At 65.6% G+C, this 25,085-nt stretch carries 24 protein-coding genes; 13 read left to right on the top strand and 11 right to left on the bottom strand.

Going from position 1 to position 25,085, the window contains the following annotated elements:
- Positions 1 to 10 precede the first annotated feature (10 nt).
- Together dapA and LOC60_RS12815 are read right to left on the bottom strand one after the other, a co-directional pair.
- The gene (gene dapA / locus LOC60_RS12820) at positions 11 to 982 is read right to left on the bottom strand and encodes a 4-hydroxy-tetrahydrodipicolinate synthase (protein WP_230025756.1); all 972 of its coding nucleotides are present in this window, start codon (positions 980 to 982) and stop codon (positions 11 to 13) included.
- Complete coding sequence (locus LOC60_RS12815) at positions 979 to 4,947, bottom strand: Pls/PosA family non-ribosomal peptide synthetase (RefSeq protein WP_230025861.1); 3,969 nt, start codon at positions 4,945 to 4,947, stop codon at positions 979 to 981. The genes dapA and LOC60_RS12815 overlap by 4 nt, the downstream gene beginning before the upstream one ends.
- A gap of 421 nt (positions 4,948 to 5,368) precedes the next feature.
- Between LOC60_RS12815 and LOC60_RS12810 the strand changes: the two genes are divergently transcribed.
- Complete coding sequence (locus tag LOC60_RS12810; protein ID WP_230025755.1) at positions 5,369 to 6,553, top strand: heparan-alpha-glucosaminide N-acetyltransferase domain-containing protein; 1,185 nt, start codon at positions 5,369 to 5,371, stop codon at positions 6,551 to 6,553.
- A gap of 7 nt (positions 6,554 to 6,560) precedes the next feature.
- Here the strand turns inward: LOC60_RS12810 and LOC60_RS16225 are convergent, their stop codons facing one another.
- From LOC60_RS16225 to LOC60_RS12795, 3 genes are read right to left on the bottom strand one after another with little or no spacing between them, the layout of a single operon-like run.
- The gene (locus LOC60_RS16225; RefSeq protein WP_331460817.1) at positions 6,561 to 7,289 is read right to left on the bottom strand and encodes a 4'-phosphopantetheinyl transferase family protein; all 729 of its coding nucleotides are present in this window, start codon (positions 7,287 to 7,289) and stop codon (positions 6,561 to 6,563) included.
- A 5-nt stretch (positions 7,290 to 7,294) separates the two neighbouring features.
- A complete protein-coding gene (locus LOC60_RS12800; RefSeq protein WP_230025754.1) occupies positions 7,295 to 7,972 on the bottom strand; it encodes a LytR C-terminal domain-containing protein in 678 nt (225 codons plus the stop codon).
- The gene (locus LOC60_RS12795; protein ID WP_230025753.1) at positions 7,965 to 8,264 is read right to left on the bottom strand and encodes a type II toxin-antitoxin system VapB family antitoxin; all 300 of its coding nucleotides are present in this window, start codon (positions 8,262 to 8,264) and stop codon (positions 7,965 to 7,967) included. Before LOC60_RS12795 ends, LOC60_RS12800 begins: the two co-directional genes overlap by 8 nt.
- A 104-nt stretch (positions 8,265 to 8,368) precedes the next feature.
- Here LOC60_RS12795 and LOC60_RS12790 point away from each other — a divergent pair, with 104 nt between their 5' ends.
- Entirely contained in the window at positions 8,369 to 9,304 is a 936-nt protein-coding gene (locus tag LOC60_RS12790; RefSeq protein ID WP_230025752.1) for a hypothetical protein, read from the top strand.
- 23 nt (positions 9,305 to 9,327) lie between these two features.
- On the opposite strand, the gene LOC60_RS12785 is transcribed toward LOC60_RS12790, so the two are convergent.
- The gene (locus tag LOC60_RS12785; protein WP_331460816.1) at positions 9,328 to 9,852 is read right to left on the bottom strand and encodes a glutathione peroxidase; all 525 of its coding nucleotides are present in this window, start codon (positions 9,850 to 9,852) and stop codon (positions 9,328 to 9,330) included.
- A gap of 160 nt (positions 9,853 to 10,012) precedes the next feature.
- On the opposite strand from LOC60_RS12785, the gene LOC60_RS12780 reads away from it, so the two are divergent.
- Positions 10,013 to 11,041 (top strand): isopenicillin N synthase family dioxygenase, encoded by a 1,029-nt coding sequence (locus LOC60_RS12780; protein WP_230025750.1) that lies wholly within the window; start codon positions 10,013 to 10,015, stop codon positions 11,039 to 11,041.
- A gap of 201 nt (positions 11,042 to 11,242) precedes the next feature.
- Here the strand turns inward: LOC60_RS12780 and LOC60_RS12775 are convergent, their stop codons facing one another.
- Entirely contained in the window at positions 11,243 to 13,177 is a 1,935-nt protein-coding gene (locus LOC60_RS12775) for a BCCT family transporter (protein ID WP_442860418.1), read from the bottom strand.
- Positions 13,178 to 13,577: 400 nt separating this feature from the next.
- Between LOC60_RS12775 and LOC60_RS12770 the strand changes: the two genes are divergently transcribed.
- The 3 genes from LOC60_RS12770 (at position 13,578) to LOC60_RS12760 (ending at position 17,344) form a co-directional block, all read left to right on the top strand.
- Entirely contained in the window at positions 13,578 to 13,871 is a 294-nt protein-coding gene (locus LOC60_RS12770; protein ID WP_230025748.1) for an FmdB family zinc ribbon protein, read from the top strand.
- Between the two features lie 32 nt (positions 13,872 to 13,903).
- Entirely contained in the window at positions 13,904 to 15,160 is a 1,257-nt protein-coding gene (fmdA, locus tag LOC60_RS12765; protein ID WP_230025747.1) for a formamidase, read from the top strand.
- A gap of 72 nt (positions 15,161 to 15,232) precedes the next feature.
- The gene (locus LOC60_RS12760; protein WP_230025745.1) at positions 15,233 to 17,344 is read left to right on the top strand and encodes an FAD-dependent oxidoreductase; all 2,112 of its coding nucleotides are present in this window, start codon (positions 15,233 to 15,235) and stop codon (positions 17,342 to 17,344) included.
- On the opposite strand, the gene LOC60_RS12755 is transcribed toward LOC60_RS12760, so the two are convergent.
- Positions 17,341 to 17,931, bottom strand: a complete 591-nt coding sequence (locus LOC60_RS12755) for a TetR/AcrR family transcriptional regulator (RefSeq protein WP_230025743.1) — start codon at positions 17,929 to 17,931, stop codon at positions 17,341 to 17,343. The two genes, LOC60_RS12760 and LOC60_RS12755, sit on opposite strands and share 4 nt — an antisense overlap.
- 55 nt (positions 17,932 to 17,986) lie before the next feature.
- On the opposite strand from LOC60_RS12755, the gene LOC60_RS12750 reads away from it, so the two are divergent.
- The 4 genes from LOC60_RS12750 (at position 17,987) to hxlA (ending at position 21,508) form a co-directional block, all read left to right on the top strand.
- A complete protein-coding gene (locus LOC60_RS12750) occupies positions 17,987 to 19,474 on the top strand; it encodes an MFS transporter (RefSeq protein WP_230025741.1) in 1,488 nt (495 codons plus the stop codon).
- Positions 19,475 to 19,594: 120 nt separating this feature from the next.
- A complete protein-coding gene (locus LOC60_RS12745; RefSeq protein ID WP_230025739.1) occupies positions 19,595 to 20,260 on the top strand; it encodes an SDR family NAD(P)-dependent oxidoreductase in 666 nt (221 codons plus the stop codon).
- Positions 20,261 to 20,263: 3 nt separating this feature from the next.
- Complete coding sequence (gene hxlB / locus LOC60_RS12740; protein WP_442860417.1) at positions 20,264 to 20,839, top strand: 6-phospho-3-hexuloisomerase; 576 nt, start codon at positions 20,264 to 20,266, stop codon at positions 20,837 to 20,839.
- Positions 20,840 to 20,884: 45 nt separating this feature from the next.
- The gene (gene hxlA, locus LOC60_RS12735; RefSeq protein WP_230025737.1) at positions 20,885 to 21,508 is read left to right on the top strand and encodes a 3-hexulose-6-phosphate synthase; all 624 of its coding nucleotides are present in this window, start codon (positions 20,885 to 20,887) and stop codon (positions 21,506 to 21,508) included.
- A 142-nt stretch (positions 21,509 to 21,650) separates the two neighbouring features.
- Here hxlA and LOC60_RS12730 read toward each other — a convergent pair whose 3' ends face one another.
- On the bottom strand, positions 21,651 to 22,478 hold the full coding sequence (locus LOC60_RS12730) for an alpha/beta hydrolase (protein WP_230025735.1): 828 nt from the start codon (positions 22,476 to 22,478) through the stop codon (positions 21,651 to 21,653).
- A 219-nt stretch (positions 22,479 to 22,697) separates the two neighbouring features.
- Here LOC60_RS12730 and LOC60_RS12725 point away from each other — a divergent pair, with 219 nt between their 5' ends.
- Together LOC60_RS12725 and LOC60_RS12720 are read left to right on the top strand one after the other, a co-directional pair.
- Positions 22,698 to 22,913: a helix-turn-helix domain-containing protein gene (locus LOC60_RS12725; protein WP_230025733.1), complete on the top strand. Its 216-nt coding sequence runs from the start codon at positions 22,698 to 22,700 to the stop codon at positions 22,911 to 22,913.
- 4 nt (positions 22,914 to 22,917) lie between these two features.
- Positions 22,918 to 23,499 carry a Clp protease N-terminal domain-containing protein gene (locus LOC60_RS12720; RefSeq protein WP_230025731.1) on the top strand — a complete coding sequence of 194 codons (582 nt, stop codon included), beginning with the start codon at positions 22,918 to 22,920 and terminating at the stop codon, positions 23,497 to 23,499.
- Positions 23,500 to 23,512: 13 nt separating this feature from the next.
- Here the strand turns inward: LOC60_RS12720 and LOC60_RS12715 are convergent, their stop codons facing one another.
- A complete protein-coding gene (locus LOC60_RS12715; protein WP_230025729.1) occupies positions 23,513 to 24,118 on the bottom strand; it encodes a class I SAM-dependent methyltransferase in 606 nt (201 codons plus the stop codon).
- A 39-nt stretch (positions 24,119 to 24,157) separates the two neighbouring features.
- Positions 24,158 to 24,721 carry a hypothetical protein gene (locus LOC60_RS12710; protein WP_230025727.1) on the bottom strand — a complete coding sequence of 188 codons (564 nt, stop codon included), beginning with the start codon at positions 24,719 to 24,721 and terminating at the stop codon, positions 24,158 to 24,160.
- 226 nt (positions 24,722 to 24,947) lie between these two features.
- Between LOC60_RS12710 and LOC60_RS16220 the strand changes: the two genes are divergently transcribed.
- Complete coding sequence (locus tag LOC60_RS16220; protein ID WP_255767342.1) at positions 24,948 to 25,073, top strand: hypothetical protein; 126 nt, start codon at positions 24,948 to 24,950, stop codon at positions 25,071 to 25,073.
- The last annotated feature ends 12 nt before the right edge of the window (positions 25,074 to 25,085 follow it).

The raw sequence follows: 25,085 nt of genomic DNA, 5'->3' as shown, positions 1-25,085 counted from the left end.
CCCTTTTTGCTCAGTACGCCCGTGCCAGAGCTTCAGGGACTTGAGGCCGGTGCGCAAGCGTAGTCTGCAATCCCGCTGCAATGAGGTCAGCCACGAGCAGTGCGGTCTCTTCTTCGCTCAGGTCGGTAAGCGGTCCCCGGACGGGGCCGGAGGGCAGCCCCAGCGTCCGAAGCGCGGCCTTCGCCGAGGCTGCACCTGGGCACCTGAACATCCCGGTGTAGACCGGCAGCAGGTCCCGGTGAATCCGCAGTGCATCGTCGACCCGGCCCTGCCGGTACGCGAGGGTCAAGGCACGCAGCTGGTTTGCGGCAACATGGCCGACCACGGAAACGACGCCGACGGCGCCTATGGACAGCAGCGGTAGGTTCAAGGCGTCGTCCCCCGAGTAGTAGACCAGCTCGCTGTGCTTCATAACCCAGGAAGAAGATACGAGATCGCCCTTGGCGTCTTTTACCGCAACGATATTTGGATGACGGCTGGCCGCCACCAGGGTTTCGGGTGCGATTGCGACGCCGGTGCGGGCCGGGATGTCGTACAGCATCACCGGCAGGTCGGTGCTGTCGGCAATGGCTTCGAAGTGGCGCAGCAGGCCCTTCTGCGTGGGGCGTGAATAGTAGGGGGCAACCACCAGCAGGCCGTCTGCCTTCTGCTCAGCTGCAGCACGGGCCAGCTCGATGCTGTGCCGGGTATCCGTGGAGCCCACCCCCGCGATGACCCGCCGCTGGGTCCCCGCGGTGACCCGCTTGACCGAATGGATCATGGACGCTTTTTCCCAATCCGAGGTAGCGAAGGACTCACCGGTGGTGCCGTTGACCACCACTGAGTCGTTCCAGCCGGTCCGAAGCAGCCACCGGGCCAGTTCTTCGGCGCCGGACTGGTCCAGTTGGCCGCGCTCATCCATGGGCGTGACCATGGCGGTAAGCACTGTGCCGAACCGCCGGGAGACGTCGGTTGTCCTTGTATTTCCCGCAGATGTACTCATAACCCTGCTCCTACATACTCAATCGACTTGCGGTGCCGTGCACGCCGCTGTGTTGGACGGCTCTGGCCCCAATGGGCCAGTGGATTCCCGCACCAGGCGCTATTGGCGGGGACGCTCTCCCCGCGCATCAACAATGAGCAGCCTCCGACGGTGCCGCCCGCTTCAATGGCACTGCCGGGCAGCACGATGCTGTTGGGTCCCAGCGTTGAACCGTCGCCCAGCATCACTTCGTCCATCCGCATGATGCGGTCATGGAAAAGGTGGGTCTGCAGGACCGTTCCGCGGTTGATGCTCGCGCCGTCGCCCACCCGGATGAGGTCGAACTCCGGCAACCACCAGGTCTCGCACCAGACGCCGCGGCCGATCCGTGCACCCATCCAGCGCAGCCAGGCATTGAGCATGGGGGTCCCCAGACTCATACGCACCAGTCCGGGAACGGCCAGGGATTCCGAAAACACGTCCGCCAGCTCGTTCCGCCAGACAAACGAACTCCACAGCGGATGCTCGGACGCCTCAAAGCGGCCCACCAGCAGCCATTTCGCCACAACGGCAATGAGCGCCGCCGCGATTCCGCTCACCAGCAGTACGGGACCGGACCACAGGAGGGCAGTGAGGAAGCCGAACGCGTCGTACAGGGCGGCCAGTGCCCAGACCGTCAGCAGGGCCAGCCATGCGGTGATTACCGCCGGCAGTATCCGGCAGGCTTCGACGGCGCTGCGGGCAACGAGTAGGCGCCGGGGAGGATCGTAGGTCCGGGCGGTGTCCCCCACCTGTACCGGCCGCGGCAGCTCTACCGCCGGGCGTCCGAACCAGGACGTACCCGCCGGCATGTCCCTGGGGGCCGAGGAAAGCACTGCGATCAGGGAATTCTCCCGTACGTGGATGTCCGGACCCACTATCGCCGAGTTCCCGACGAAGGACTGTTCCGCGACACTCGACGGGCCGAGGTGCAACCACCCCTGGCGCACGCGCCGTGCCGACACCATGGAGTGGTCCGCAAGGAAGGTCCGGTCCTGCAGCCGCGTCAGGTGCGGAACGGTTTCCATGGTGGAGATTTCCACGTGGCGGCCGACCTTTGCACCCAGGAGCCGCATCCATACCGGCGTCAACACGCTGGCGTAGATCGGATACATCGTGACCAGGGACCGGCTGAGCATCAGGTTGCTCAGCCAGGACGCCCAGCCTGCCATGCCGGACGCAGGGTGCATACCCGCCGGCATGCGGCGGGCAGCCGCGCGGACTACGGCTGCAGTGAGCGCGAGGAACGTCGCCATGGACATCACGACAAACACCGGTGCCCAGATCGCCAGGATCCACAGTGCGTCGGTGAAGGAAGTAACCCCGTTCAGCAACCACAGCATCAGTGCGGATCCCGGCGCTATGGAAAGGAGGTTCAGCACCGCAATGCCGGCGAGGGATGCCGGGTAGAGCAGCCGTACTCCGCGGGATTCCGTCGCCGGTGCCGCTTCCGTCGGCCATCCGGTCCCCGCAATACCGACCTTCCGCATCTGGGATCCTGCCCAGAGCTCGTTTGCGGGGATCTCGCCGGAGACCAGGGTTCCCGGTTCCGTTTCCGCCCCGCGGCCGACTTTCGCCCCTCCCATCAGGGTGGACCGGGCGCCGATCCGTGCGTCTTCGCCTACCTGCACGGTGCCGATGTGGAGTTGGCCGCCTTCTATCCAGTGACCGGCCAGGTCTGCTTCGTATTCGATCGAGGAACGATCCCCTATCGAGGCGAAACCGGTGACGGGCGGCATGGCATCAAGGTGGACGCCTTCCCCGATCCGGCAGCCCAGCTTGCGGGCGTACCACGTGCCCAGGGGGGATCCCATGATGGGCTCGAGCTTGCAGTACGTCACGATCCGTTCAGCTGCCCACAGCCTCAGGTGGGTGCTGCCGCCGCGCCGGTAGATACCCGGGCCGATTCCCAGCAGCAGCAGCCTGCACGAGGCCACCGCCGCCACCATCCGTGCCGGCAGGCTGTACAAAGCAAACCAGGCGGCAAGGGTGGGGGCCACCGGTGGATCCGGCGTCCAGGGGCTGCCCACCACATGGAACATCACCATGCAGACGATGGCGATGCCCGTAACGTACCGCAGGCCAGTGATTCCGTAGAGGGCGGCAATCAGCGGTGCCTGGACCAGTCCCAGCCACCAGGGCGATTCGGGGGTTTCACGGACATCCAGGGTTGAATCGCGCAGGGAAGCGAGATGGTCGGACATCGTGCCCAGCGTCGGATGCTCATAGATATCGGCCACCGAAACCTTCGGGTAGCGTTCCCGCAGTGCCGATACCAGTTGGGCGGCGGCCAGGCTGGCTCCACCCAGGGCAAAGAAATCGCTCTCCTCCGTCAGCGGCAGCGGGCCCAGCAGGTCCGTCCACCGCTGACCAAGCCAACGCAGGTCGGCATTGAGTTCCACCCGGACGTCAGTTGGCGTTTCCGTTGCCGGTAACGGCCAGGGCAGCGCCTTGCGGTCCACCTTTCCCGAGGCCTTCATGGGCAGTTCATCAACTATCCCCAGCGAAGGGACAATGGATGCCGGCAGGTTCTGTGCCAGCTGTGCCCGCGCGGCGCCAAGGTCCAGGGTTGTCCCGGCAGTCGGGACGAGATATCCCGCCAGCACCTGGTTCCCCGACAGGGTGGAATGGACTGCGGCCGATGCGGCAGCCACTCCCGGCAGCCGGCTCAAGGCGTCATCAATCTCGCCGAGCTCAACCCGGCGGCCGCCCAGTTTGATCTGTTCATCCACCCGGCCCACAAAAACGAGGCCTTCCTGGTCGGCGCGGACGTGGTCTCCGCTGTAGTAGGCCCGTTCCCATCCGAGAGCCGGCAGTGGAGTGAATTTCTCGGCGTCCTTTGTCGGATCCAGGTAACGCGAAACCCCGACGCCGCCAATGACCAGCTCGCCTACTTCCCCCCAGCGCACGGGGTTCCCTTCTTCGTTGAGGACGGCGAGCTTCCACCCGTTCAGCGGCAGGCCGATCCGAACCGGAGACCTTCCGTCCAGGATGGCACCGCAGGCAATAACCGTGGTTTCGGTTGGACCATACGTATTCCAGAGCTCCCGCCCGGGTGCCGCCAGCCGCCGGACCAGGTCCTCCGGACAGGCTTCACCGCCGAAAATCAGCAGCCGGACACGGTCCAGGGTTTCGGTGGACCAGTGCGCGGCGAGGGTGGGCACAGTGGAAACGGCAGTGATTCTCCGTTCCACCAGCCAGGGACCCAGATCTGCGCCGGACCGTACCACGGAACGGGGTGCCGGGACCAGACAGGCACCATGGGCCCACGCCAGCCACATCTCTTCGCAGGAGGCATCAAAGCTCACGGAGAGCCCGGCCAGGACCCGGTCCCCCGGGGAAAGCGGGGCACTGACGCAGTAGAGCGAGGATTCGGCATCCACCAGGGCAGCGGCGGATCGGTGGGTTACGGCCACGCCCTTGGGCTTTCCGGTGGAGCCGGAGGTGAAGATGATCCATGCATCGTCTTCGGGGTGCGGCTGCGGGCTGTGTCCGCCGCTCGGGACCCCTTGAAGCAGGTTCATCTCCAGTCCGGCTTCAATAACCGCGCAGACTCCGCCTTCGGCCCACACCGTCTCGGCCCGGCCGGCCGGTTCGTCCGTGTCCACCGGGACATAAGCGGCTCCGGAGTACAGCACGCCGAGAATTGCTACATACAGGTCCACCGATCCGGAGGGAACATAGATTCCCACCCGGTCCCCGGCACCAATGCCGCCCGCCCACAGCCGCCTTGCGAGCGCTTGTACCTGGAGCTCGAGTTCGGCATAGCTCAGGGACACGGTTCCGTCATCGATGGCGGGGGCCCCTGGATAGGCTGAGACCGTTTCGGCGAGGATATCCACCAGGGTCCGCTGCTCCGGTGCGGGGCCGCCGTTCAGTACCGCCAATTCTCCGGGGAGGGGCGGTCCGGTTGTGCTGCCGCTAGCGGCCGGATGCCGGAGCGTCATTGGTCCAGCGGCCGTATCCTGCGGGTTTTCGGGCGTGTTCATATACTGCAGCTCCCCTGCTGATGCATGACGTGGTCGAGGGACCACAACCTGAGACAGGCGTTGGCCTGATCAATGCAGGGAACAATAGGAAAATGACAGCAGATTCACACGAGTACCTCAGGCGCGCAGGAGGCCGTTCGATACGGCCTTAACCACTTCCCCCTCCCCTGCAGATACTCGGGCGGCTACCCGATCTGAGTTCGCTACGCGTAGCGAACCGCGTCACCGCAGGCATCCAGGGCACAGGTAGAACTACGCCCACGTGGTTCACAGCCTGTACCTAGGTTTCCAACAGGTTACGAACAGAAGCCGTTGGTTGTGTGGTGCACCCCGCGCTCGACAGGGGAATAACAGATATTCTGCCGACGGGACCTACAGCATGTCCTCTGCAACAACAACGCGGCCCCGGCTGTCCGGAGTGGATGCGGCGCGCGGCCTGGCGCTTTTCGGAATGATGGCGATCCATCTCCTGCCGGCGGCAAACGAAGATAGTGAGCCGACGCTGACGTGGCTGCTGTTCGCCGGGAAGGCTGCAGCACTCTTTGCCCTGCTGGCAGGGGTGTCGCTGGCCTTCACCACCCGGACGGCGCGGGCGGAGCGGGGAAATTTCCTCACCGCGGCCCGCTGGAGCGTGGCTGCACGGGCCGGGCTGGTTACGGGCCTTGGCCTGGCCATTGCCTATGTGGAAATGGACGTCTTCATCATCCTGGCCTATTACGGCGCCATGTTCCTGCTGGCCGTCCCGCTGCTGGGGGTAACGACCCGGACCCTGCTCCTGGCCGCGGCAGGATTCGCGCTGCTGGGGCCGGTGTTGATGCAGGCGCTGCGGGATTCCCTGCCCGCACCGGGTTTCGATCCCACGTTCACTACGTTGCTGACGGAACCCGGCGTTTTCATCAGCCAGCTCCTGCTTACGGGAACCTATCCCGCCATTCCCTGGTTGGCTTACATCTGCGCAGGACTGGCCGTTGGAAGGATGAAACTGGACCGGCCCGGTGTCCAGTTCGGACTGCTGGGGGCAGGCGCAGCACTGGCAGCGGCAGCCTGGTTCGGCTCACAGCTGCTGCTCAGCGGCCCCGGATTCGATCGGTTGCTTGTCTCCGAACCGGAGCTGGGTTCCCGTGATCTGCAGGACATCCTCGTCTGGGGCACAGAGGGCTACCTTCCCACCTCGTCCTGGTGGTGGCTGTCGATCATGGCTCCGCACAGCACCACGCCGTTCGATCTGCTCCACACCATCGGGGTCGCCGCCGCTGTGCTCGGAGCCATGCTGCTCGTAGCCCGCTACGCGGGTAAGGCGTTGTTCGTCCTGTCCGCTCCGGGGCGGATGACGCTGACCCTGTACTGCGCGCATCTGCTTTTCCTCGGCACCGGAATGCTGGCAGACCTGCCGCAGGTTTCCCTTTGGCTTCAAATCTCCGCCTTTGTGGTCTTCGCCGTCCTGTGGCAGCGGGCCGGGAAGCAGGGGCCGCTGGAGAACTTCGTCTCCAACGGTGCCGCGGCCGCCCGCAACTCCGTTCTGCGGCGGCACTCGGATCCTACCTCCGCCGAGCGGGGCGACTGAAGCGGCGTTACTGAACCTCGCGTGCATCCACGGCATAGGAGAGCACAAAGGCGGCTGGCAATCCCAACTGCTCCGGCCCGACGTCGTACGCGCACAGCCCGGTGACCCCGGCATCCGTTTCCGGCAGCTCGCTACTGTAATGCGTTTCCACGCTGCGGGGATCAACCCGCAGCCCCCGCCCGGAAGCCTTCAGCAGTGCTTCCTTGCGAACCCACAGCTGCGCCCTCAGCCGGGGGCGATCAGGAACCGCGACGGAGGCAACGGCCGCCTTTTCCGGGCCCGTGGCCATCACGTCCTCAACAGCCGAGTCGGAGAAAGCCTGCGCGGCGGCATCCTCCAGGTCCACGCCCACACGCGTCTCGGCGAGCGCTGCCGCGAGCCAGTTCCCGCAACGGCTGAAACTGACCCGCAGCGGGATGAGCTGGCCGGCAAGGAAATAGCGCGGCTCACCATGGCTTCCGTCATTGCCGCGGGCGCAGTCCGGACAGTGCGCAACTGCGGTAACGTCCACCTCCGGCACCTCCAGGTGTGCGGCCACCAGGGACCGGGCCGCCAGCCTGCCGGCCAGGAAACGACGACGGTCCTCCTCGCGGTGGAGCCCCTGCGCCCGTGCCAGGACCGCCGTTCCCAGGCTGTCCGCTGCGCTGAGGTCCACTAAATCCAGCTGCCGCGCTGCCAGCCGGACAGATCCGGGCGTCTGCCGGGGCCCGCGCGTTTCGATGTGCGGCAGGTCCACCCCGGTTATTGTCCGTCCGGCGTCGAAGTTCCCGGGCAGCTCAGTGCACCCGGGCCGGCGGCCACTGCCTGCTCCGCTGGAAGCAGTTCCTGGAATCCGGAGCCGATCACCACGTCAACGGAGGCGTCCGTCCGCTCATCCAGGACGTAGTCCGTGCCGGGAATGTGCTGCTGCAAAGTGTAGGCAGCGGCGAAGCCGGAGGCCCCGGAAAGCACCAGCGCCGTCATGCCGGAGCGGTTCACGCTGCTGTTGCCCACCCGGTCCACCCGGAAGCCGCGCTCGTTCAGGGCGTTGCCGACGGTGGCACCCAGGCCCGGCGACGCCGTCGCGTTGTACACATTCACCGTCACGGTACCGGGGTCCAGATACGGAAAAGGCCCGGCCGGACATTTGTCCACCGGACCCGCAGAGGTACTGGGTGCTGCGCTTGGCAACCGCACCCACCCCGAAATCAGTCCCTGCGCCAGGATCGCCGCCAGGACCAGGAACAGAGCCAGAAACCCGACCACCGAATTATGCAGCCGCCGGCGCCGTTTCGCGCGCCGGACCAGCTCCGGCTCGTCGGTGGGTGCGAACACCGCGCCGAGATCACCGCCGGTGATAATCCGGTGCCCGTGCCATTCCCTCGGATCGTTCTTCGCGGGATTGCCGCGGTGCCGCCCCTCGGGGGGCTCCTTAGTCATCGAGGACCAGCACGCGTGCGTGCAGTATGGTCCGCTGGTGCAGTGCCGTCCTTACGGCCCGGTGCAGTCCGTCTTCAAGGTACATGGTGCCCTTCCATTGGACGACGTGCGGGAACAGGTCTCCGAAAAAGGTGGAATCCTCGGCCAGCAGCGCGCCGAGGTCCAGCGTGGCCTTCGTGGTCACCAGATCATCCAGGCGAACCTGCCGGGGAGGTACCGCTGCCCAGTCCTTAGGTGTTACATATCCATGGTCGGGGTAGGGGCGCACATCGCCAACAGCTTTGAAGATCACTAGTACAGAGTAGAGAACATCCGCATCCAAAGAAACAGCGACGCTCGGGCGCGCCGCCCGCAAAACACCTGATTGGACACTCCACCGGCTTCGATTCCCCGAAAATGCGGTCCGGGCAACAGACACGGGATACTGGGGAGGTGAATACCTCTGCTCCCCGAATCGGCCTCCTGCTCGACGTCGACGGCCCCGTGGCCAGCCCCGTCTCCCGGAGCGTCCGCCCCTCCATCATCCGGGACCTGGTTGCCTTGGCAACCGCTGGCTGGCCGGTCATTTTCAACACGGGCCGCTCCGATGCCTTCATCCGCGAGCAGGTCATGCAGCCGATGATGGCCGCCGGGCTGCCGGAAGGAGTGCGGCTGCATGCCGTGTGTGAAAAGGGTGCCGTCTGGTTCTCCTTCGACGGGACCGGACCGGAGCAGTCCCAGGTGGACCCGGAATTGAAGGTCCCCGGAGACTATGCCGAGGCCATCCGCGACCTGGTGGCCGCCAAGTACTCCGAGACCATGTTCTTCGACGAAACCAAGCTGGCCATGGTCTCCGTGGAGCAGCACGTGCAGGTGGACAACTCCGACTACCTCACCGACCAGCGCCGGTTCGACGCCGATGCGCTGGAGCAGATGTCCCTGGCCGGAATGGGCGGCCGCCGTTTGGAGCACGCCATTCCGGACGCCCGCGGTGCCGTCGCCTTCCGCATTGATCCCACCATCATCTCCACCGACATTGAAGCCATGGGAGTGGGCAAGGACCTGGGCGCCCGCCGCGCACTGTCCCTGCTCGAAGCGGACGGCACGCCGGTTCCGCACCTCTGGCGGACAGTCGGCGACTCCCGCACCGATTACGCCATGGCGGACGAGCTGCACGCGCTGGGGTACGACGTCGCGCATGTGGACGTGCGGCCGGCCGACGGTGTCCCGTCCGTGCCGTATCCCGTGCTGACGGCCGGGTCCCTGATCCACGACGACGCCGGCGCTGCCTACTTCGAGCGCTGGGTGGCCATGGCTGCCGGGGAAGCGGAAGACGACGCCGTCGTCGTCTAGTCCTCCCCCGGCGGCCTCCGGACCTACTCCAGGCGCAGTACCGCTTCGACGGATTCCTGGATTTCCGGCGCCCCGGGAGCGACGGCGGACGCGAAACGGCCCACAATTTCTCCACTGTCGGTGATCAGGAACTTCTCGAAGTTCCAGCCGATGTCATCGCCCAGCTCTCCGTCATGGAACCGGGTCAGGGCGGCGTAGAGCGGGTGCCGGTTCGGGCCGTTGACATCGGTCTTGGCGGTCAGCGGGAAGGTGACGCCGAAGTTCCGGGAGCAGAACTCGGCAATCTCTTCATTGGTGCCCGGCTCCTGGCCGGCGAAGGAGTTGCTGGGCACGCCGAGGATGGTGAAGTTCCGTCGCTCGTAGGTTTCGTAGAGGGCCTGCAGTCCCTCGTACTGGGAGGTAAAACCGCAGCGCGAGGCAACGTTCACCACCAGCACGGCCTTGCCGCGGAACAGCTCTCCGAAGGTGGTTTCGGTGCCGTCGAGCATGGTCAGGGGAATGTCGTACAAGTTCTCGTTCGTATTGTCGCGCAAAGCGTCGTTCTCCACGGAGCTCCCTTTCGATTTGGTCTGTTTCCATTGCATCCCATCCATGGCTGAACACCCAATTCCGGCTTCTGCGCCTACCCGAATGAAACACCGCGACGTGATTCATAGCACTTCGTAACATTTGGTTTCGACTTGACAGACGCGGTGATAGCTTGCCGATATGAGTGCTATTCCCGCGTCAATTCCCGTCCTGGACCTGAGCACGGCACGCAATGCCGACGGCTCCTTCAACTCCGGCTTCATCGATCAGCTGCGCGATGCCACGCACCGGATCGGCTTCTTCCAGCTGGTTGGCTACGGCGCCGCCCAGGCACGGGTGGACGAACTGTTCGACGTCACCAAGCGGTTCTTCGACCTGCCGCTCGAGGACCGGCTGGCCCTGGATAACCGGAATTCCCCGCACTTCCGCGGCTACACCCGGCTCGGCACCGAAATCACCAAGGGCCGCCCCGACGCCCGCGAACAGGTGGACTTCGGCCCCGAACGCGCGCCCGTGGCAGAGTACCCGGCAGACCAGCCCTACTGGCTGGTCCAGGGCCCCAACCAGTTCCCGGACGACGTATTGCCCGAGCTGCGTTCCACCGCCATGGACTGGGCCGAGGCCATGAGCTGGGTCGGCGCGGAACTGCTCAGCGCCATCGCGGTGTCCCTGGAACTGCCCGAGGACCACTTCACGGAACCCTTCGAGGACACCCCGGCCTGGATGGCCAAGCTCATCCACTATGTGGGCGGCGTCGTCAAGGAAGCCGGCACTCAGGGCGTCGGGGCACATGCCGACTATGGCTTCATCACCCTGCTGCTGCAGGATTCGGTGGGCGGCCTGGAAGTGAAGCCGCACGAGTCCGACACCTGGCTTCCGGTGGAACCCATCCCCGGTGCACTGGTGGTGAACCTGGGCGAAATGCTTGAGGTGGCCACCCAGGGCTACCTCTCCGCCACCATCCACCGTGTCCTGGCACCGGCCCCGGGCGTGGACCGCTATGCCATTCCGTTCTTCTGGTCACCGCGGCTCGATTCGGTGATCGATCCGGTGCAGCTTCCGGCCGAGCTGGCCGCGCAGTCACGCGGCATCTCCGACGATCCGGACAACCCCATGCTGGCCTCCTACGGCGCGAACGTCCTGAAGGGCTGGCTGCGGGCGCACCCGCAGGTGGCCAAGCTGCATCATCCGGAGCTTGTGGGGAAATAAAGCCTCGAACGAAGCCAGCTCAGCCCGACGGCGGCGTGAACTGGCTGGCGGTGAATTCCGCGCCCTGCGGGTCACGGATCAACGCCGTTCGCGACCACTCTTCATCGCTCTGGTCCAGGTAGGCAGGAAACCTGCAGGGTAGACGGCTGCGGAAGCGGGAACCCTGTGGTTCCCGCTTCCGCTTTCAGTTCGGCAAGAGCGCTAGTCGACGGAGCCGGCTTTCACCTTGCCCGAATGCTCCTCCTCCGGGCCTTCCAAGACGTCCGGGTCCTGCACGCTGTCCGTGTACCACTCGGTGAGGGCGGGGTCGTCGCTCTCAAAGTCGGCACCGGCGCCTTCAGCCTCCGGCACGTGCGCGGTGCCGAAGACGAAGTCGTCTCCGTGCTCGTCGATGCCGCGGCGCACGCCGCCGCTGATGGCCTCCAGCGCATACCGGCGCCGGATCATCAGTGGGTCGTTGCGCAGGTCCTTGGCCCAGGACACCATCACGCCGACGAGGATGATGGTGAACGGCAGGGCGCAGGTCACCATGATGGCCTGGAGTCCCGAAAGGGCGTTCTGGCCCCCGGCCAGCAGCAGGAACATGGCGATCAGCCCGAGTGCCGCCGACCAGATGATGGTCACCGATTTCGAGGGCACGGGCCGGCCCGACTGGGACATCGAGCCCATGACGTTGGCGGCCGAGTCCGCGGCGGTGACGAAGAAGACCAGAATCGCGAGCATGCACACGATAGGTGTCACGGAGCTGAACGGCAGGTTGGCCAGCAGATCGAACATGACGTTCTCTCCGGAGCCCTTCATGGTCAGGTCCAGCCCGTTCTGGTTCATCCAGATGGCGGTTCCGCCGAAGACCGTGTACCAGCAGACGGAGATGGTCAGGGGAACGAAGACGACGACGGTGACGAACTGGCGCAGGGTGCGGCCCTTGGAGATTTTGGCGATGAACATTCCCACGAACGGCGACCAGGAGATCCACCAGGCCCAGTACAGGGTGGTCCAGCCGGTCAGGAAGGCTTCCTGCTCCGCGCCCTGGCCGGCGAAGACGGTCAGCATGTCCGGCATGTTGCCGACAAACGCGATGAGCGAGGCCGGCAGCAGATCGAGCAGGAAGAACGTCGGCCCGGTCAGCAGGACAAAGAGCGTCAGCAGAATGACCAGGGTCATGTTGAGGTTGGAGAGCAGCCGGATGCCCTTCTTGATGCCGGCGACCGCGGAGATGGTGAAGACAACCGTCAGGAGGCTGATGGCGACGACGACGAAGCCGTTGCCCAGCTCCCGGCCCGTGATGATCGAGACTCCGGTGCGGATCTGGAGCGCTCCGATGCCCAGCGAGGTCGCGGTGCCGAACAGTGTCACCAGCACCGCGGACACGTCGATGATCTTTCCCAGCACCCGGTTGTTGCCGTCAGGGAAGACCGGTTCGAACAGCGACGAAATCAGCGGCAGCCGGCCGCGCCGGAACGAGGCGTAGGCCAGGGCGCCGCCCACCAGGGCGTAGATGATCCAGGCGAGACTGGCCTGGTGCAGGAAGGTGGTCGACATGGCCGGCAGGATGGCGGCGGAGGTGCCGGCCTCGGCGTCAGTCGAGGGCGGCGGGGAGAGGAAATGGCTGAGCGGTTCCATCGGACCGTAGAAGATCAGCGCGATGCCCAGACCAGCTGCGAACAGCATGGAGATCCAGGACGTCGTGGAGTACTCCGGCGTGCTGTCGTCGGCCCCTAGCCGGATCTTGCCGGTCGGCCCGAAGCCGACCACCAGCATGAAGATCGCGGCTGCAACCATGGTGGCGTTAAACAGCCAGCCGAAATGCACAACCACCCAGCCCTGCATGCCGGTGCCCACGGAACTGAGGTTGCTGGGCGCAAAAATCGCCCACGCCAAAACGGCGAGAGAGATGGCCATGGCAAAAATGAACACACTGCGCCGGGTCGGATAGCTGACCCCGGTGTCCTCAACGCTGATGCCCGGGACCAGCCCGGGGTGGAGGCTAAGCGCTGGGGCGGAAGCAGCAGTACGCAGCGCTTTTTTGACACGCTCGACAGGGCGGTCGGCAGCCCTGCGCACCGGAGACCCGGACACGCTTGAACCGTCGGTACTGCCTGAGACGTGCTCTGGAGGTGAAGACTCGGAATTCATAACGCTAAACTTTAGTGCATAAAGCGCCAATTCCAGTAAATCGTGGATTGCAACGGTGCCCTCTCGATCAATCGCAGAAGCGCCCACATAGCAGCAATACCGCGGCAGGACCAATCGAACGAAAACGCTCGAACCAGGTTTCACGGTAGCCCTGCGCGCCGCGAAAGTATGGCACTTTATCCACCGATGCAATCGGAGGAAATAGCGAAAGTCCAGATACTGACATCCCTTTATAATTTTATTCTTATAGTTGCCAGAAACAATTGCAGCCGCCCGAATATCATTATCGCGCACCTACCGTTGACTCGCTCCGGCCCCGTCCCTAGGCTGTCGGGCAAGCCGGAGCGGCACCGCTATTTCCAGTCCATAACGCTCCCGCGGTGATCGAAAGGCTTTCGATATGCCGCTCTACGCCTACCGCTGTGCGGACTGCCTCGACTTCGAGGTCCAGTTCGCCATGGGCTCCGCACCCGCTTCCCTTCCCTGCCCCGCCTGCGGGGCGCCCGCCCGGCGACGCTTCACCGCACCCAACCTCTCGCGCGCTTCCTCCAGCGCGTACCGGTTGATCGAGTCCACGCAGCGCTCGGCCTCGGAGCCCGCCGTGGTCCACTCCCCCGGCCCGCAGCCGGGCACCCGTCCGGCCGGCAACATCAGCACCAATCCGCTCCACCGAAAGCTGCCCCGCCCCGACTAGTCCCCGGCTGTTCCCACCCCCAAGGAGAAGTCATGCCCAAGGCCGTCTTTCCACTTGATTCCGCCAGGAAGTTCGAAGACCAGGAAAAGCTGGGACACAACCGGTGGCATCCGGAAATACCTCCGGTTGCGGTGCTCAAGCCCGGTGAGGCCTTCCGGGTGGACTGCCGCGAGTGGTTTGACGGTGCCATAGTCAACGACGATTCCGCCGAGGACATCCTGAACGCCCCGCTGCTGACCGTGCATAAACTCAGCGGCCCGTTTGCCGTGGAAGGCGCACGTCCCGGCGACCTGCTCGTGGTGGACATCCTCGACGTCGGCCCCATACCGCAGGAGGACTCCGGCCCGCTGGCGGGACAGGGCTGGGGTTACACCGGGATTTTCGCCCGGGAGAACGGGGGCGGCTTCCTCACCGAACAGTTCCCCGACGCCTACAAGGCCGTCTGGGATTTCACCGGCCAGACCGCCACCTCCCGGCACGTTCCCGGCGTCTCCTTTACGGGCCTGATCCATCCCGGACTGATGGGGACCGCGCCGTCGCCGGACCTGCTCGCCACGTGGAACCGGCGGGAAGGTGACCTGATCGCCACCGACCCGCAGCGGGTACCGCCGCTGGCGCTGCCGCCGGAGGCCGAGCACGCCATCCTCGGGGGCCTGCCCCGGGACCAGTGGGAGCGGGTGGGCGCGGAAGCCGCCCGTACCGCGCCGCCGCGGGAGAACGGTGGCAACCAGGACATCAAGAACCTGTCCAAGGGGAGCCGGATTTTCTATCCGGTGTTTGTGGACGGCGCGAACCTTTCGGTGGGTGACCTGCACTTCTCCCAGGGCGACGGCGAAATCACTTTCTGCGGCGCCATTGAAATGGGCGGGTTCATCGATCTGAAGGTGGACCTTATTAAGGGCGGCATGGAGACCTACGGTGTCTCCGAGAACGCGGTCTTTATGCCGGGCACCGTGGATCCGCAGTTCAGCGAGTGGATCGCGTTCTCGGGCACCTCGGTGACGCTCGACGGCGAGCAGCGCTACCTTGACTCGCACCTGTCCTACCAGCGGGCCTGCCTGCACGCGATCGACTACCTGACGAAGTTCGGGTACAGCCCCGAACAGGCTTACCTGCTGCTTGGCGCCGCGCCGATCGAAGGCCGGCTGTCCGGAGTGGTGGACATCCCCAATTCGTGTTCCACCGTGTACATCCCGACGTCCATTTTCGACTTCGATGTCCGCCCGTCGGCGTCCGGACCGTTCCACATTGATCGGGGCATTGGAGCGCCGCGGGCCAGCCGCCGCTGACCGAACGCTGACCCGGCGCTGACCAGGCGGGGCCGGGTCAGCCTGTCTCCCGGGGCGGGATAAAATATGGCAGTGAATAACAACACTTTCCCACTCCTGATGGCCCCGGGACGCATGGGCCCCATGGAAACCCACAACCGTATCGTCCTGCCTGCAATGGACATGAATGTCTCCGAGCACGGCGAGATTGAACAGCCCGAAATCGACCACTACGTGGCCCGTGCCGCCGGAGGCGCCGGCCTGATCATCACCGGCGCCTGCGCCATCGCGTTCCCGCACGGAGCGGCGTCCATGAAGGAACCGGGGCTGTCGGATGACAAGTACATTCCCGGCCTCAAGGCGCTGGCCGACGCGGTCCACGCCGCCGGCAGCAAGCTCTGCATCCAGTCCACGCATCACGGCAAGGTAGCCCGGGTGGATGTCGCCAATGACCGGCCCGTACTTGCACCCAACCAGCCGGACTACGCCTACAACATGTCCGCCCTGGCGGACAGCACCCCGGAAGAGCTCGGCAAGATGGGCGCCGCCACCGCCGGCAAGCAGACCGCCTACCACGAGATGACGGCCGAGGATATTTCCTGGCTGGTCTCCACCTGGGCCGATGCGGCCGAACGCGTTGCCAAAGCCGACGCCGACGCCATCGAGATCCACGTGGCGCACGGCTACATCCTCGGCGTCTTCCTCAACCAGCGGGACAACCTGCGTACGGATGAATACGGCGGCTCCCTGGAAAACCGGGCCCGGCTCGCCTGCGAAGTCATCAGCGCCGTGCGGGAGCGGGTGGGTGACCGCCTGGCCGTCCTGGTCCGCGTGGCCGGCGAGGAATACGGGCAGGAAGGCGGCCTCACCCTCGACGAAGCCATCGAAGCGTCCAAGCTGTTCGAGCAGGCTGGCGCAGACGCCATCCACGTCACCGGCTGGGGCCGCAACCCGTTCGACAACTTCACCGACGGCCCGCTGCCCAACAAAGTGGGCGCCTACCTGCAGAACGCCGCAGAGATCAAGAAGCACGTGTCCGTCCCGGTGATCGCCGTCGGCCGGATGCTGCCGGAGGTGTCCGAGAAGGCGCTGGCCGCCGGACAGATCGACTTCGCCGCCATGGGACGCCAGCTGCTGGCCGATCCGGAACTGCCGAACAAGCTCCGCGATGGCAAGTTCGACCAGGTCCGCCCCTGCATCAACTGCTACCTCTGCGTTGCCGAGAACTTCTTCGACGACACCCCCTTCTGCGCCGTCAACCCTGCACTGGGCAACGAGGCGCTGCTGCCGCTGAAGCCGGCCTCAGCCACCAAGCACGTAGTGGTTGTCGGAGCCGGACCCGCCGGCCTGGAGAGCGCCCGCGTGCTCACCGAACGCGGCCACCGGGTCACCGTGGTGGACAAGTCGGACCGCCTCGGCGGCACCATGTGGTTCTCCACCATGACGACTCCGGACAACGAACGGCTGCTGAAGTGGTTCAAGGCCGAAATCAAGCGCCTGAACATCGCGGTGAAGCTGAACACCAAGGCCACGGTGGAATCCATCCGCGCCCTGCACCCGGACCACGTCATCGTGGCCACCGGCGCGGTCCGGCCCAAGCCGGACTTCCCGGGCGGCGACCTGCCGATTGTGCAGACCGGCGACACGCTGCGGGCCATGATGCTCGGCACCGCCACCGCTGAGGAAGCCGGCGCGGTGCTCAGCACCCTGGGCAAGCTCGGCCGCCTCTCCGGCGTGACCAAGAGCCCGGAGTTTGTCCGCCAGTTCACCAAGGTCTGGCTGCCGATGGGCAAGGACGTAGTGGTGATCGGCGGCTCGCTCGTGGGCCTGGAGCTCTCCGAGTTCCTCGCCGAGCGCGGCCGCCGGGTCACGCTGCTGCATGAGAAGCAGCAGCTCGGCCTGCCGCTGGCCATGCCGCGCCGTTGGACCGCCGTCAAGGAATCCGAAAAGCACGGCGTGAAGATCCACCGCAACGCCTCGATCACGCGCATCACCGAGAAGAGCGTCGAATGGACCGTGGGCGGGGAAAGCTTCTCCGCCCCCGCGGACATGGTGGTCTACGCGGACGGCACGACGTCGGCCTCACCGCTGGCGGACGAGCTGCGCGCCGCGGACATCACCTGCGACGTCGTCGGCGACGCCGGCGAGGTCAACTACATCCACGGCGCCATCCACTCATCCTGGAAGGTGAGCACCGATCTCTAGGTAGGCAGTGCTTCGCCCTTCTCGGGTGCGAGAAGCCGGCAGGCCGCAGCAATAGCGGCCTGCCGGCGTCGTTCGCGGGCGGCGTCTGAATCCTCGGTCCTGCCGGTGTAGAGCAGTTCCGGGGACTGCGCCCAGGCGGTGGCCAGCGAAAAGAGCAGGGTCATCAGGTCATCCGGGTCCCAGGCAGCATCGATGATCCCTTTCGCCTGGGCGGCGGCAATGTCCTCGGACGCCGGCCCCGGGCGGCTGGAGGGGGCCAGCACTTCCGGCGCACCCTCGAGCCGGGCCCAGTCCAGCATGCGCAGATGCTCGGGATGCTCCGCCGCATGGTCAAACAGTGCGCCCACAAACCCGGGAAGATCCAGCGCATCCCGGGGAACCTGGTCCGTGGTCTCCTGCAGGTTCATGGCCAGCACTGCGGCGAACAGCGCACTCTTGCCGCCGAAGTACGCGTAAAGGCGTTCCTTGCTGGCCCGTGCCTCTTCGGCAATCCGGTCAACGCGGGCACCCGCCAGTCCGTATCGGGCAAACTCTTCTCGTGCTGCGGCCAGGATCCTGGCCCGCGTGGCTTCGCCGTCGGTTCTCATACCTGTAGTCTATCTAAGCCAACCAACCAGTTCGTTTGATTAGGATTTCCCCTTTATGGACCGCACCACCCCCACCGGCCTGCCGCAGGCCGCCGCCGTCGACCACTCCGCACATCCGCACCGCTGGCTGCTGCTGGCCGTCCTGGCACTGGCCCAGCTGATGGTGGTCCTGGACGGGACCATCGTGAACATTGCCCTGCCGGACGCGCAGCACGAACTGGGTATGTCCGACGGCGACCGCACCTGGGTGGTGACGATCTACGCACTGGCCTTCGGCTCCCTGCTGCTGCTCGGCGGGCGCATTGCCGATTACTGGGGCCGCAAGCGCACGTTCATGGTGGGCATGGCCGGCTTTGCCGTGGCCTCCGCCATCGGCGGTTTCGCGGAAAGCACCGAAATGCTCCTGGCGGCCCGCGGCCTGCAGGGTGCCTTCGCCGCACTGCTGGCGCCGGCGTCGCTGGCTATCCTGACCATCACCTTCCCCTCGGGCAAGGACCGCATCAAGGCCTTCGCCGTGTACGGCGCCATCGGCGGCGGCGGCGCCGCAATCGGCCTGCTGCTCGGCGGCATCCTCACGCAGTACGCCAGCTGGAACTGGTGCCTGCTGGTCAACGTCCCCATCGCGATCGTCGCCATGGCTGCCGGCCTGCCGCTGATCCGCGAGAGCAAGGCCCACGGCAACACCCGTTACGACCTGCCCGGCGCCATCCTGGTGGTAGCCGGCCTCGCATCCCTCGTTTACGGCTTCTCGCAGGCCGAAAACGGCTGGGCACGCTTTGAGACCATTGCCTTCCTCGTCGCCGGCGTGCTGATCCTGGCGCTGTTCGTGTTCGTGGAAAGCCGCGTCTCCAACCCGCTGCTGCCCCTGCGCGTGCTGACCAACCGGGTCCGCGGCGGCGCGTTCCTGACCTCCACACTGACCGGCGCCGCACTGCTGGGCGGCATCCTGTTCCTGATCTTCTACTTCCAGATTGTCCTGGGCTACTCGCCCCTGAAGTCCGGCCTCGCGTCGCTGCCCATGACCATCGCCATCACCGTCGGCGCGGGCGTCCTGTCCCAGTTCCTGCCCCGCACCGGCGTGCGCCTGCCCATGACCGTGGGGCCGGTGGTCGGCGCCGCCGGCCTGATCTGGCTCTCGTTCATCACGGTGGAGGGGAATTACGCCCTGGAAGTCCTGCCCGGACTGGCACTGCTGGGCTTCGGCCTCGCCATGATCTTCGTCCCGCTGCAGAACGTGGCGCTGGCAGGCATCGATGAGCACGACGCCGGCGTGGCCAGCGCCGCGGTATCGGCCACCCAGCAGATCGGCGGGTCCATCGGCACCGCTCTGTTCACGGCCGTCTACACGGCGGGCATCACTTCCTACATGAGCAGCAACGGCGGGCAGCCTGCCGCGCAGCTCGAAGCGCTGGTCAGCGGCTACTCCACCGCGTTCATCTGGGCCGGCGTCGCGCTCTTCCTTGCCGCCCCGATCGGCTACTTCATGATCCGCCCGGCCAAGGAGGACCTGCTGAAGGTTCCCACCGTGGCACCCGTCGGCTAAATCGGACGGAAAGGAACCGGCTCCCGCGGAAGCGGGACCGGTTCCTTTTTGTGTGCCGGAAGACATCGCCGAGATAGGAAACTCCGGAATTATTCGGCACCCTAACCGGTTACCTCCCCCATGACTACAATCGCGATCATTGGTGCAGGACGCGGCCTCGGTGCCGCCGTCGCTCGACGATTCGGCGCGGAGGGATTCTCCGTTGCGCTGATCTCCCGAAGCCAGGCGAAGGTGGACGCCCTCGCCGAAGACCTCGGCAAGGCCGGCATCCCGGCCCGGGGCTTCGCCGCGGACGTCCGCAACCCGGAATCGATCGCCGCGGCCCTCGAGGCTGCGGCCGAAACCCTCGGCCCCGTCGAGGTGCTGCAGTACAGCCCCCTACCGCAGAAGGACTTCATGCGGCCCGTCCTTGAGACGACGGCCGCGGACCTCAGGGGTCCTGTTGAGTTCTCCATCTACGGGCCGGTCGCCGCAGTCCATCAGGTACTGCCCGGAATGCGGTTCCTTGGTGAAAACCGGGGCACCATCCTCTTCGTCAACGGCGGATCGGCCGTGAAGCCCGGACGCGGTGTCACCGGAACCTCGGTGGCGTTCGCCGGCCAGGCCGCCTACGCCCAGCTCCTCAACGAGGTCCTCGGCGAGGAGGGCATCCACGTGTCCCAGCTCATCATCGGCGGACGCATCATCGAGGGCGATCCGGAAAAGGATCCCGATGTTCTCGCCGGCGTCCTCTGGGACCTCCACACCCGCCGGGACACTTTCCGCCGCCAGATCAGCACGGACTGATCCGTGAGTGAACCATCGAAGCATCCCTCCGTTCCGGCCAGCCTGCGCCTGATCCAGGACGAGCTCGCCGCGGCGGCGGACGGCCTGCAGGAAGACCAGCTCGCCGGGCTGGCGAACGAAATCCAGCAGGCCCGGCGCGTCTTCGTCACCGGCGGAGGGCGCAGCGGGCTCGCGCTGCGCATGCACGCCATGCGCCTTATGCACCTCGGACTGACGGTGCATGTAGTGGGCGAGACAACGACGCCGGCCATCGGCGCCGGTGACCTGCTGATCGTCGCATCGGGGTCCGGAACCACAGCCGGTGCAGTCACTGCTGCGGAGACAGCCGTCTCTGCACACGCCCGCGTGGCGGCGCTGACCACGGACGGCGAATCGAAGCTGGCCGGGATAGCCCACCGTGTGGTGCTCATCCCCGCGGCACAAAAGACCGACCACCGCGGCACCGCATCGCGCCAGTATTCCGGCAGCCTCTTCGAGCAGGCACTGCTTCTGGTGCTCGACGCCGTCTTCCACACTCTCTGGAAGGCCGACGGCACCCCCGCCGAGGCCCTCTGGCCCCGTCACGCGAACCTCGAATAGCGCGTGCCCCCTGAAACTTCATTCCCAGCTACCAAAGGAAACACCATGAAACTGCAACTCGCCATGGACGTACTGACCCTCGAAGACGCCCTCGAGCTCTCCGGGAAGGTCGCCGAATACGTCGACATCATTGAACTCGGCACCCCGCTGGTCAAGAACGCCGGACTTTCCGCCGTCACTGCCATCAAGGAAGCCCACCCGGACAAGATTGTCTTCGCCGACCTCAAGACCATGGATGCCGGCGAACTCGAAGCCGACATTGCCTTCAAAGCCGGCGCCGACCTCGTGACGGTACTCGGCGTCGCAGATGATTCCACCATCGCCGGAGCCATCAAGGCCGGCAAGGCCCACGGCAAGGGCGTTGTAGTGGACCTCATCGGCGTAGATGACAAGGCAACCCGCGCCAAGGAAGTCACCGACCTCGGCGCCGAGTTTGTTGAATTCCATGCCGGACTCGATGAGCAGGCCCAGGACGGCTATGACCTCAACACCCTGCTGACCGCGGGCAAGGAGTCCGGCGCCGCCTTCTCCGTCGCCGGCGGCGTGAAGCTGGCTACCGTCGCTGACGTACAGGCCTCGGGTGCGGACGTTGCCGTCGTCGGCGGCGGCATCTACAGCGCCGACGACCCCGCTCTGGCTGCCAAGGAACTGCGCGCGGCAATCAGCTAACGCCCTTGTTAGCTAACCCTGTCAGCTAACTCCAGCAGCACCTTGAAAAGAGGCCCGGGCAACCGGGCCTCTTTTCGTGACTCACAGGCCGGGCCGGGGCGCCCGAAGCGTGCGTAAGGAGTGGCGCCGGGAAGGCGTCGGGTTAGAGAACTGACGGCTCCGGTTGCGCGTGGCCGAGGCTCCAGTCCAGGGCATAATCGGCCACCTCTTCCCACCCCGGTTCGGCGCAGGTCCAATGCGCCCTGCCGTCAAACTCGTGGTACTCCGTGAGTGCGGGCGATTTGGCCCAGTGCCTGGCGTTGGATTTATTCACCGCCGGGGGCATGATGTGGTCTTCACTGCCTCCGATAAACAGCAGCGGTGCCCTGTCGGTGGAGAAATCCACCCAGGTTTCCTGATGCCCCGGCTGGAAATTTGCGAGCAATCCGTAGGCCCACACCCACTTCCCGGGAGCGGCGATGGCATACCGTTCGTAGGCAGCATCGGAGTCCTCCCGGCTCAGCGTATTGGTGAAGGCATAGTGCCATTCCTCCGGGGTGAATCCGACCGCTTTATGGAAGTTGGCAGGGTTCTTCAGTGCGGGAAACAGTGCGCGGGCCTGTGACAGCGGGGCCACCCTCACCCCTTCGGTCGGTGCCGAATTGATGGCAGCTCCGGCAGCCCCCAGACCGCGGGCGAGAAGCATCTGGGTCAGGAGTCCTCCGAAGGAGTGGCCCATGATGATGGGCGGACGGGGCAGGTCCCCGATGACGCCCGCGAGGTGATCCAGGGTCTCCGGGACGGTAAGCGCGGCGATCACGTCCGGGTTGTCACGCAGCGCCTCGACCTCTATTTCGAAGCCCGGGTACGCGGGCGTCAGGACGGTAAAGCCCTTCGCCTCATAATGGGCTTTCCATCCTTCCCAGCTGCGGGGTGTCACCCAGAGCCCGTGGACCAGCACGATCGTGTCCGGGGTGTTGGAACCATTCATGATGTTCCCTTCGGTGCTCCGCTGGATCAGGCGGAAATGAATGTACGCCGCAGGGTACGTAGTCCTGCGGGACGGAACAATCCTGGAAGCCGGTTTTGGTTGCCTACGGCCGGATACTTCTGTGACGGCACCCGGCGAGGAGATGCCGGGGTTCGTTGGCGGACAAAAAGTTTGTCAATAACTCTTGACGCAGGCTCCCCGTCAATCTAAGTTGACGGCATGGAAGATCATTCCCCCTTGGCCGCCGCGGCGGCCAGTCCCGATCCGGCCACCGGGCTGCGCGCCGTCGTCGCCCTCGGCAGGCTGCGCGACCAGCTCGAGGCCGTGCAGGTTGCCAACGCCCGGGCGCAGGGCTGGTCCTGGCAGGCGATCGCCGAGCAGCTCGGCATCAGCAAGCAGGCAGTGCACCAGAAATACAACCGGAAAGCGAAGTAGCGCCATGTTTGAACGGTTTACTCAGCAAGCCCGTCAAAGCGTCATTTCCGCCCAGGAAGAAGCCCGCACCTTGGAGGCGACACAGATCCTTCCGGTGCATGTACTGCTCGGCGCGGTAGCCGCGGCGGAATCCTCTGATTCCCGGCTGGCCTCCGTGCTGGCCGGCTCCGGGCTGACTTCAGCGCGCCTGCGCGCGCACCTTCGCGCCATGGGGCCGGACTCCGGATACGACGACGCCGCCGCCTTGGAATCCATCGGTATCGATCTGGACGAGGTGCGCCGCGCTGTCGACGCCCAGTTCGGCGAGGGCGCATTGGAAGCGGCGGCCGGTGCCGCCCCGCGGCGACGCGGCCTCTTCGGCTCGCTCAAGGGCGGGCACATGCCCTTCAGCACCGGAGCGAAGGCCATCCTGACGAACAGCCTGCGCGAATCAACCGCCCGGAAGGACGGCTATATCGGCACGGAACATCTCCTGCTCGGGATCCTGCGCGGCGCCGACCCTGCCGCCCTGTCCCTGATCAGCCGGCATGTCGGACCGGAGGAACTGCGGGCGCGGATCCTCGGCACGATGGACGCCGCGGCCTAGATATGCCTAGATATTAGGCTCGGCCCAGCACGGCCACGAGGAAGTCCGACTCCGGCGTGAACGGCCGCAGGTCCCACGTGGAGAACCGCTGCTGGACCTCGAGGCCCGCCGCGGCGGCGTCGTCAAAGAAGGACTCGAAGGCATACCCGCGGTTTCCGCCGAACCCGATTACCACCCGTCCGTCGGCTGCCAGGTGCTCGCGCATCCTGGTCAGGACGTCGACGGCGGTGCCCGGCGCCAGGAAGGTCATCACGTTGCCGGCGCAGACAATCAGGTCGAACGGTTCGGGAACCCCTGCGGCGGGCAGGTCCAGTTCCGCGAGATCACCCACGAACCACTGCAGGTCCGGGAAGTCCCGCCGGGCGGCGTCGATCAGTTCGGGATCAACGTCGACGCCGACAACCGCGTGGCCGCGCCGCGCGAGTTCTCCGCCCACCCGGCCGGGACCGCAGCCGGCGTCGAGAATCCGGGCTCCCCGGGGCAGCATTGCATCGATCAACCGGGCTTCGCCGTCCAGATCCTGGCCCTGCTCCCGCATTGCTTCGAACCGCGAGATGTACCAGGCGGAATGCCCCGGATTCTGCCGCTTTTTCGCTTCCCAGAGAGTTTCGTTTCGCATTCTTCCAGCCTACGTCGCGCCGGGCGGGGACGCGTCGGCCTAGGCCTGTCCGAGATTCTTACCCCTGCGGTACTGCCCCATCAACCTGAAGTAGGCACCGGACGGGGTCAGGAACACCAGCACCGTCGCCGCCAGCGTCAGTACGGCCGCTGCAAGTGACATCAGCACCGCTGCCATGACCGGGACCTCGACGAGCATCATGACCACGGCGACGAGCAGCGACAGCGCCGCGAAAACAGCCAGCAGGATCCGGGCCCAGTTATGGCCCTTGCGGATGAAGATTGCTGACAGCAGCGTGATGGCCGCCATGAGGAGCGGCGGATAGATCATGGAGGGAGTCCGCATCTCGATGGTGCCGGGCACGTCGACGATGAAATACGTCCCCTCGTGATTGGCCTCAAGGGCGGCCGCATATCCGGCGGAGTTCAGTATCGCGAGCCCCACCGGAATACGGATGATCAGGAACGCGACTGAAGCGATCAGCAGCCAAAACGCCAGGTCCACTGTTTTCGGCCGGGCCGGAGCTGCTGCCGGTGCCGGCGCTGTTGCCGGCTGTCCCCCGGCATAGTTGTAGTCGATCTGCTGTGGCATTTGCTCGGACATGCTTCCCCCATAAACCTGGCTGATTCCGCGGCAGGTTAGCCGCGGCGGTAGGTAGCCTATCCGACCGCCGGAGCGCCGTGCGACCGGCACCAAGCGGCGCAACACCTCCACCCCTTGCGGAAAAAGACACCAACACCCGGGTTCCAAACTGCCGAGGTGGTGCAGGATGGGTGTACCCAGCCGGGACGTACTGGTCCCGGACCGCACAGAGGGAAGGCATTACCCAATGGCAGATCTAGGCGGCATGGCAGACAAGGCGAAGGACGCAGCCAAGGACAACCCGGAGAAGGTTGACCAGGCTAAAGACAAGGCGAAGGACGCCGTCGACGGAAACAAGGACGACAAGAAGTAGTAACCGTCAGAC

The sequence above is a fragment of the Arthrobacter sp. zg-Y769 genome (assembly GCF_020907405.1).
In the GTDB taxonomy this organism is placed as follows: domain Bacteria; phylum Actinomycetota; class Actinomycetes; order Actinomycetales; family Micrococcaceae; genus Arthrobacter_B.
This window is presented reverse-complemented; position numbering and strand designations above follow the sequence as displayed.

Excerpts from the sequence above, each read along its gene's own strand:
- LOC60_RS12755 (WP_230025743.1), bottom strand. The coding sequence starts at position 17,931 with ATGAGAACCGACGGCGAAGCCACGCGGGCCAGGATCCTGGCCGCAGCA.
- LOC60_RS12715 (WP_230025729.1), bottom strand. The coding sequence starts at position 24,118 with ATGCGAAACGAAACTCTCTGGGAAGCGAAAAAGCGGCAGAATCCGGGG.
- LOC60_RS12790 (WP_230025752.1), top strand. The coding sequence starts at position 8,369 with ATGCGGTCCGGGCAACAGACACGGGATACTGGGGAGGTGAATACCTCT.
- LOC60_RS12725 (WP_230025733.1), top strand. The coding sequence starts at position 22,698 with ATGGAAGATCATTCCCCCTTGGCCGCCGCGGCGGCCAGTCCCGATCCG.
- LOC60_RS16220 (WP_255767342.1), top strand. The coding sequence starts at position 24,948 with ATGGCAGATCTAGGCGGCATGGCAGACAAGGCGAAGGACGCAGCCAAG.
- LOC60_RS12720 (WP_230025731.1), top strand. The coding sequence starts at position 22,918 with ATGTTTGAACGGTTTACTCAGCAAGCCCGTCAAAGCGTCATTTCCGCC.
- LOC60_RS12745 (WP_230025739.1), top strand. The coding sequence starts at position 19,595 with ATGACTACAATCGCGATCATTGGTGCAGGACGCGGCCTCGGTGCCGCC.
- LOC60_RS12730 (WP_230025735.1), bottom strand. The coding sequence starts at position 22,478 with ATGAATGGTTCCAACACCCCGGACACGATCGTGCTGGTCCACGGGCTC.
- dapA (WP_230025756.1), bottom strand. The coding sequence starts at position 982 with ATGAGTACATCTGCGGGAAATACAAGGACAACCGACGTCTCCCGGCGG.
- LOC60_RS12770 (WP_230025748.1), top strand. The coding sequence starts at position 13,578 with ATGCCGCTCTACGCCTACCGCTGTGCGGACTGCCTCGACTTCGAGGTC.
- fmdA (WP_230025747.1), top strand. The coding sequence starts at position 13,904 with ATGCCCAAGGCCGTCTTTCCACTTGATTCCGCCAGGAAGTTCGAAGAC.
- LOC60_RS12800 (WP_230025754.1), bottom strand. The coding sequence starts at position 7,972 with ATGACTAAGGAGCCCCCCGAGGGGCGGCACCGCGGCAATCCCGCGAAG.
- LOC60_RS12780 (WP_230025750.1), top strand. The coding sequence starts at position 10,013 with ATGAGTGCTATTCCCGCGTCAATTCCCGTCCTGGACCTGAGCACGGCA.
- LOC60_RS12810 (WP_230025755.1), top strand. The coding sequence starts at position 5,369 with ATGTCCTCTGCAACAACAACGCGGCCCCGGCTGTCCGGAGTGGATGCG.
- LOC60_RS12750 (WP_230025741.1), top strand. The coding sequence starts at position 17,987 with ATGGACCGCACCACCCCCACCGGCCTGCCGCAGGCCGCCGCCGTCGAC.
- LOC60_RS12815 (WP_230025861.1), bottom strand. The coding sequence starts at position 4,947 with ATGACGCTCCGGCATCCGGCCGCTAGCGGCAGCACAACCGGACCGCCC.
- LOC60_RS12775 (WP_442860418.1), bottom strand. The coding sequence starts at position 13,177 with ATGAATTCCGAGTCTTCACCTCCAGAGCACGTCTCAGGCAGTACCGAC.
- LOC60_RS12710 (WP_230025727.1), bottom strand. The coding sequence starts at position 24,721 with ATGTCCGAGCAAATGCCACAGCAGATCGACTACAACTATGCCGGGGGA.
- hxlA (WP_230025737.1), top strand. The coding sequence starts at position 20,885 with ATGAAACTGCAACTCGCCATGGACGTACTGACCCTCGAAGACGCCCTC.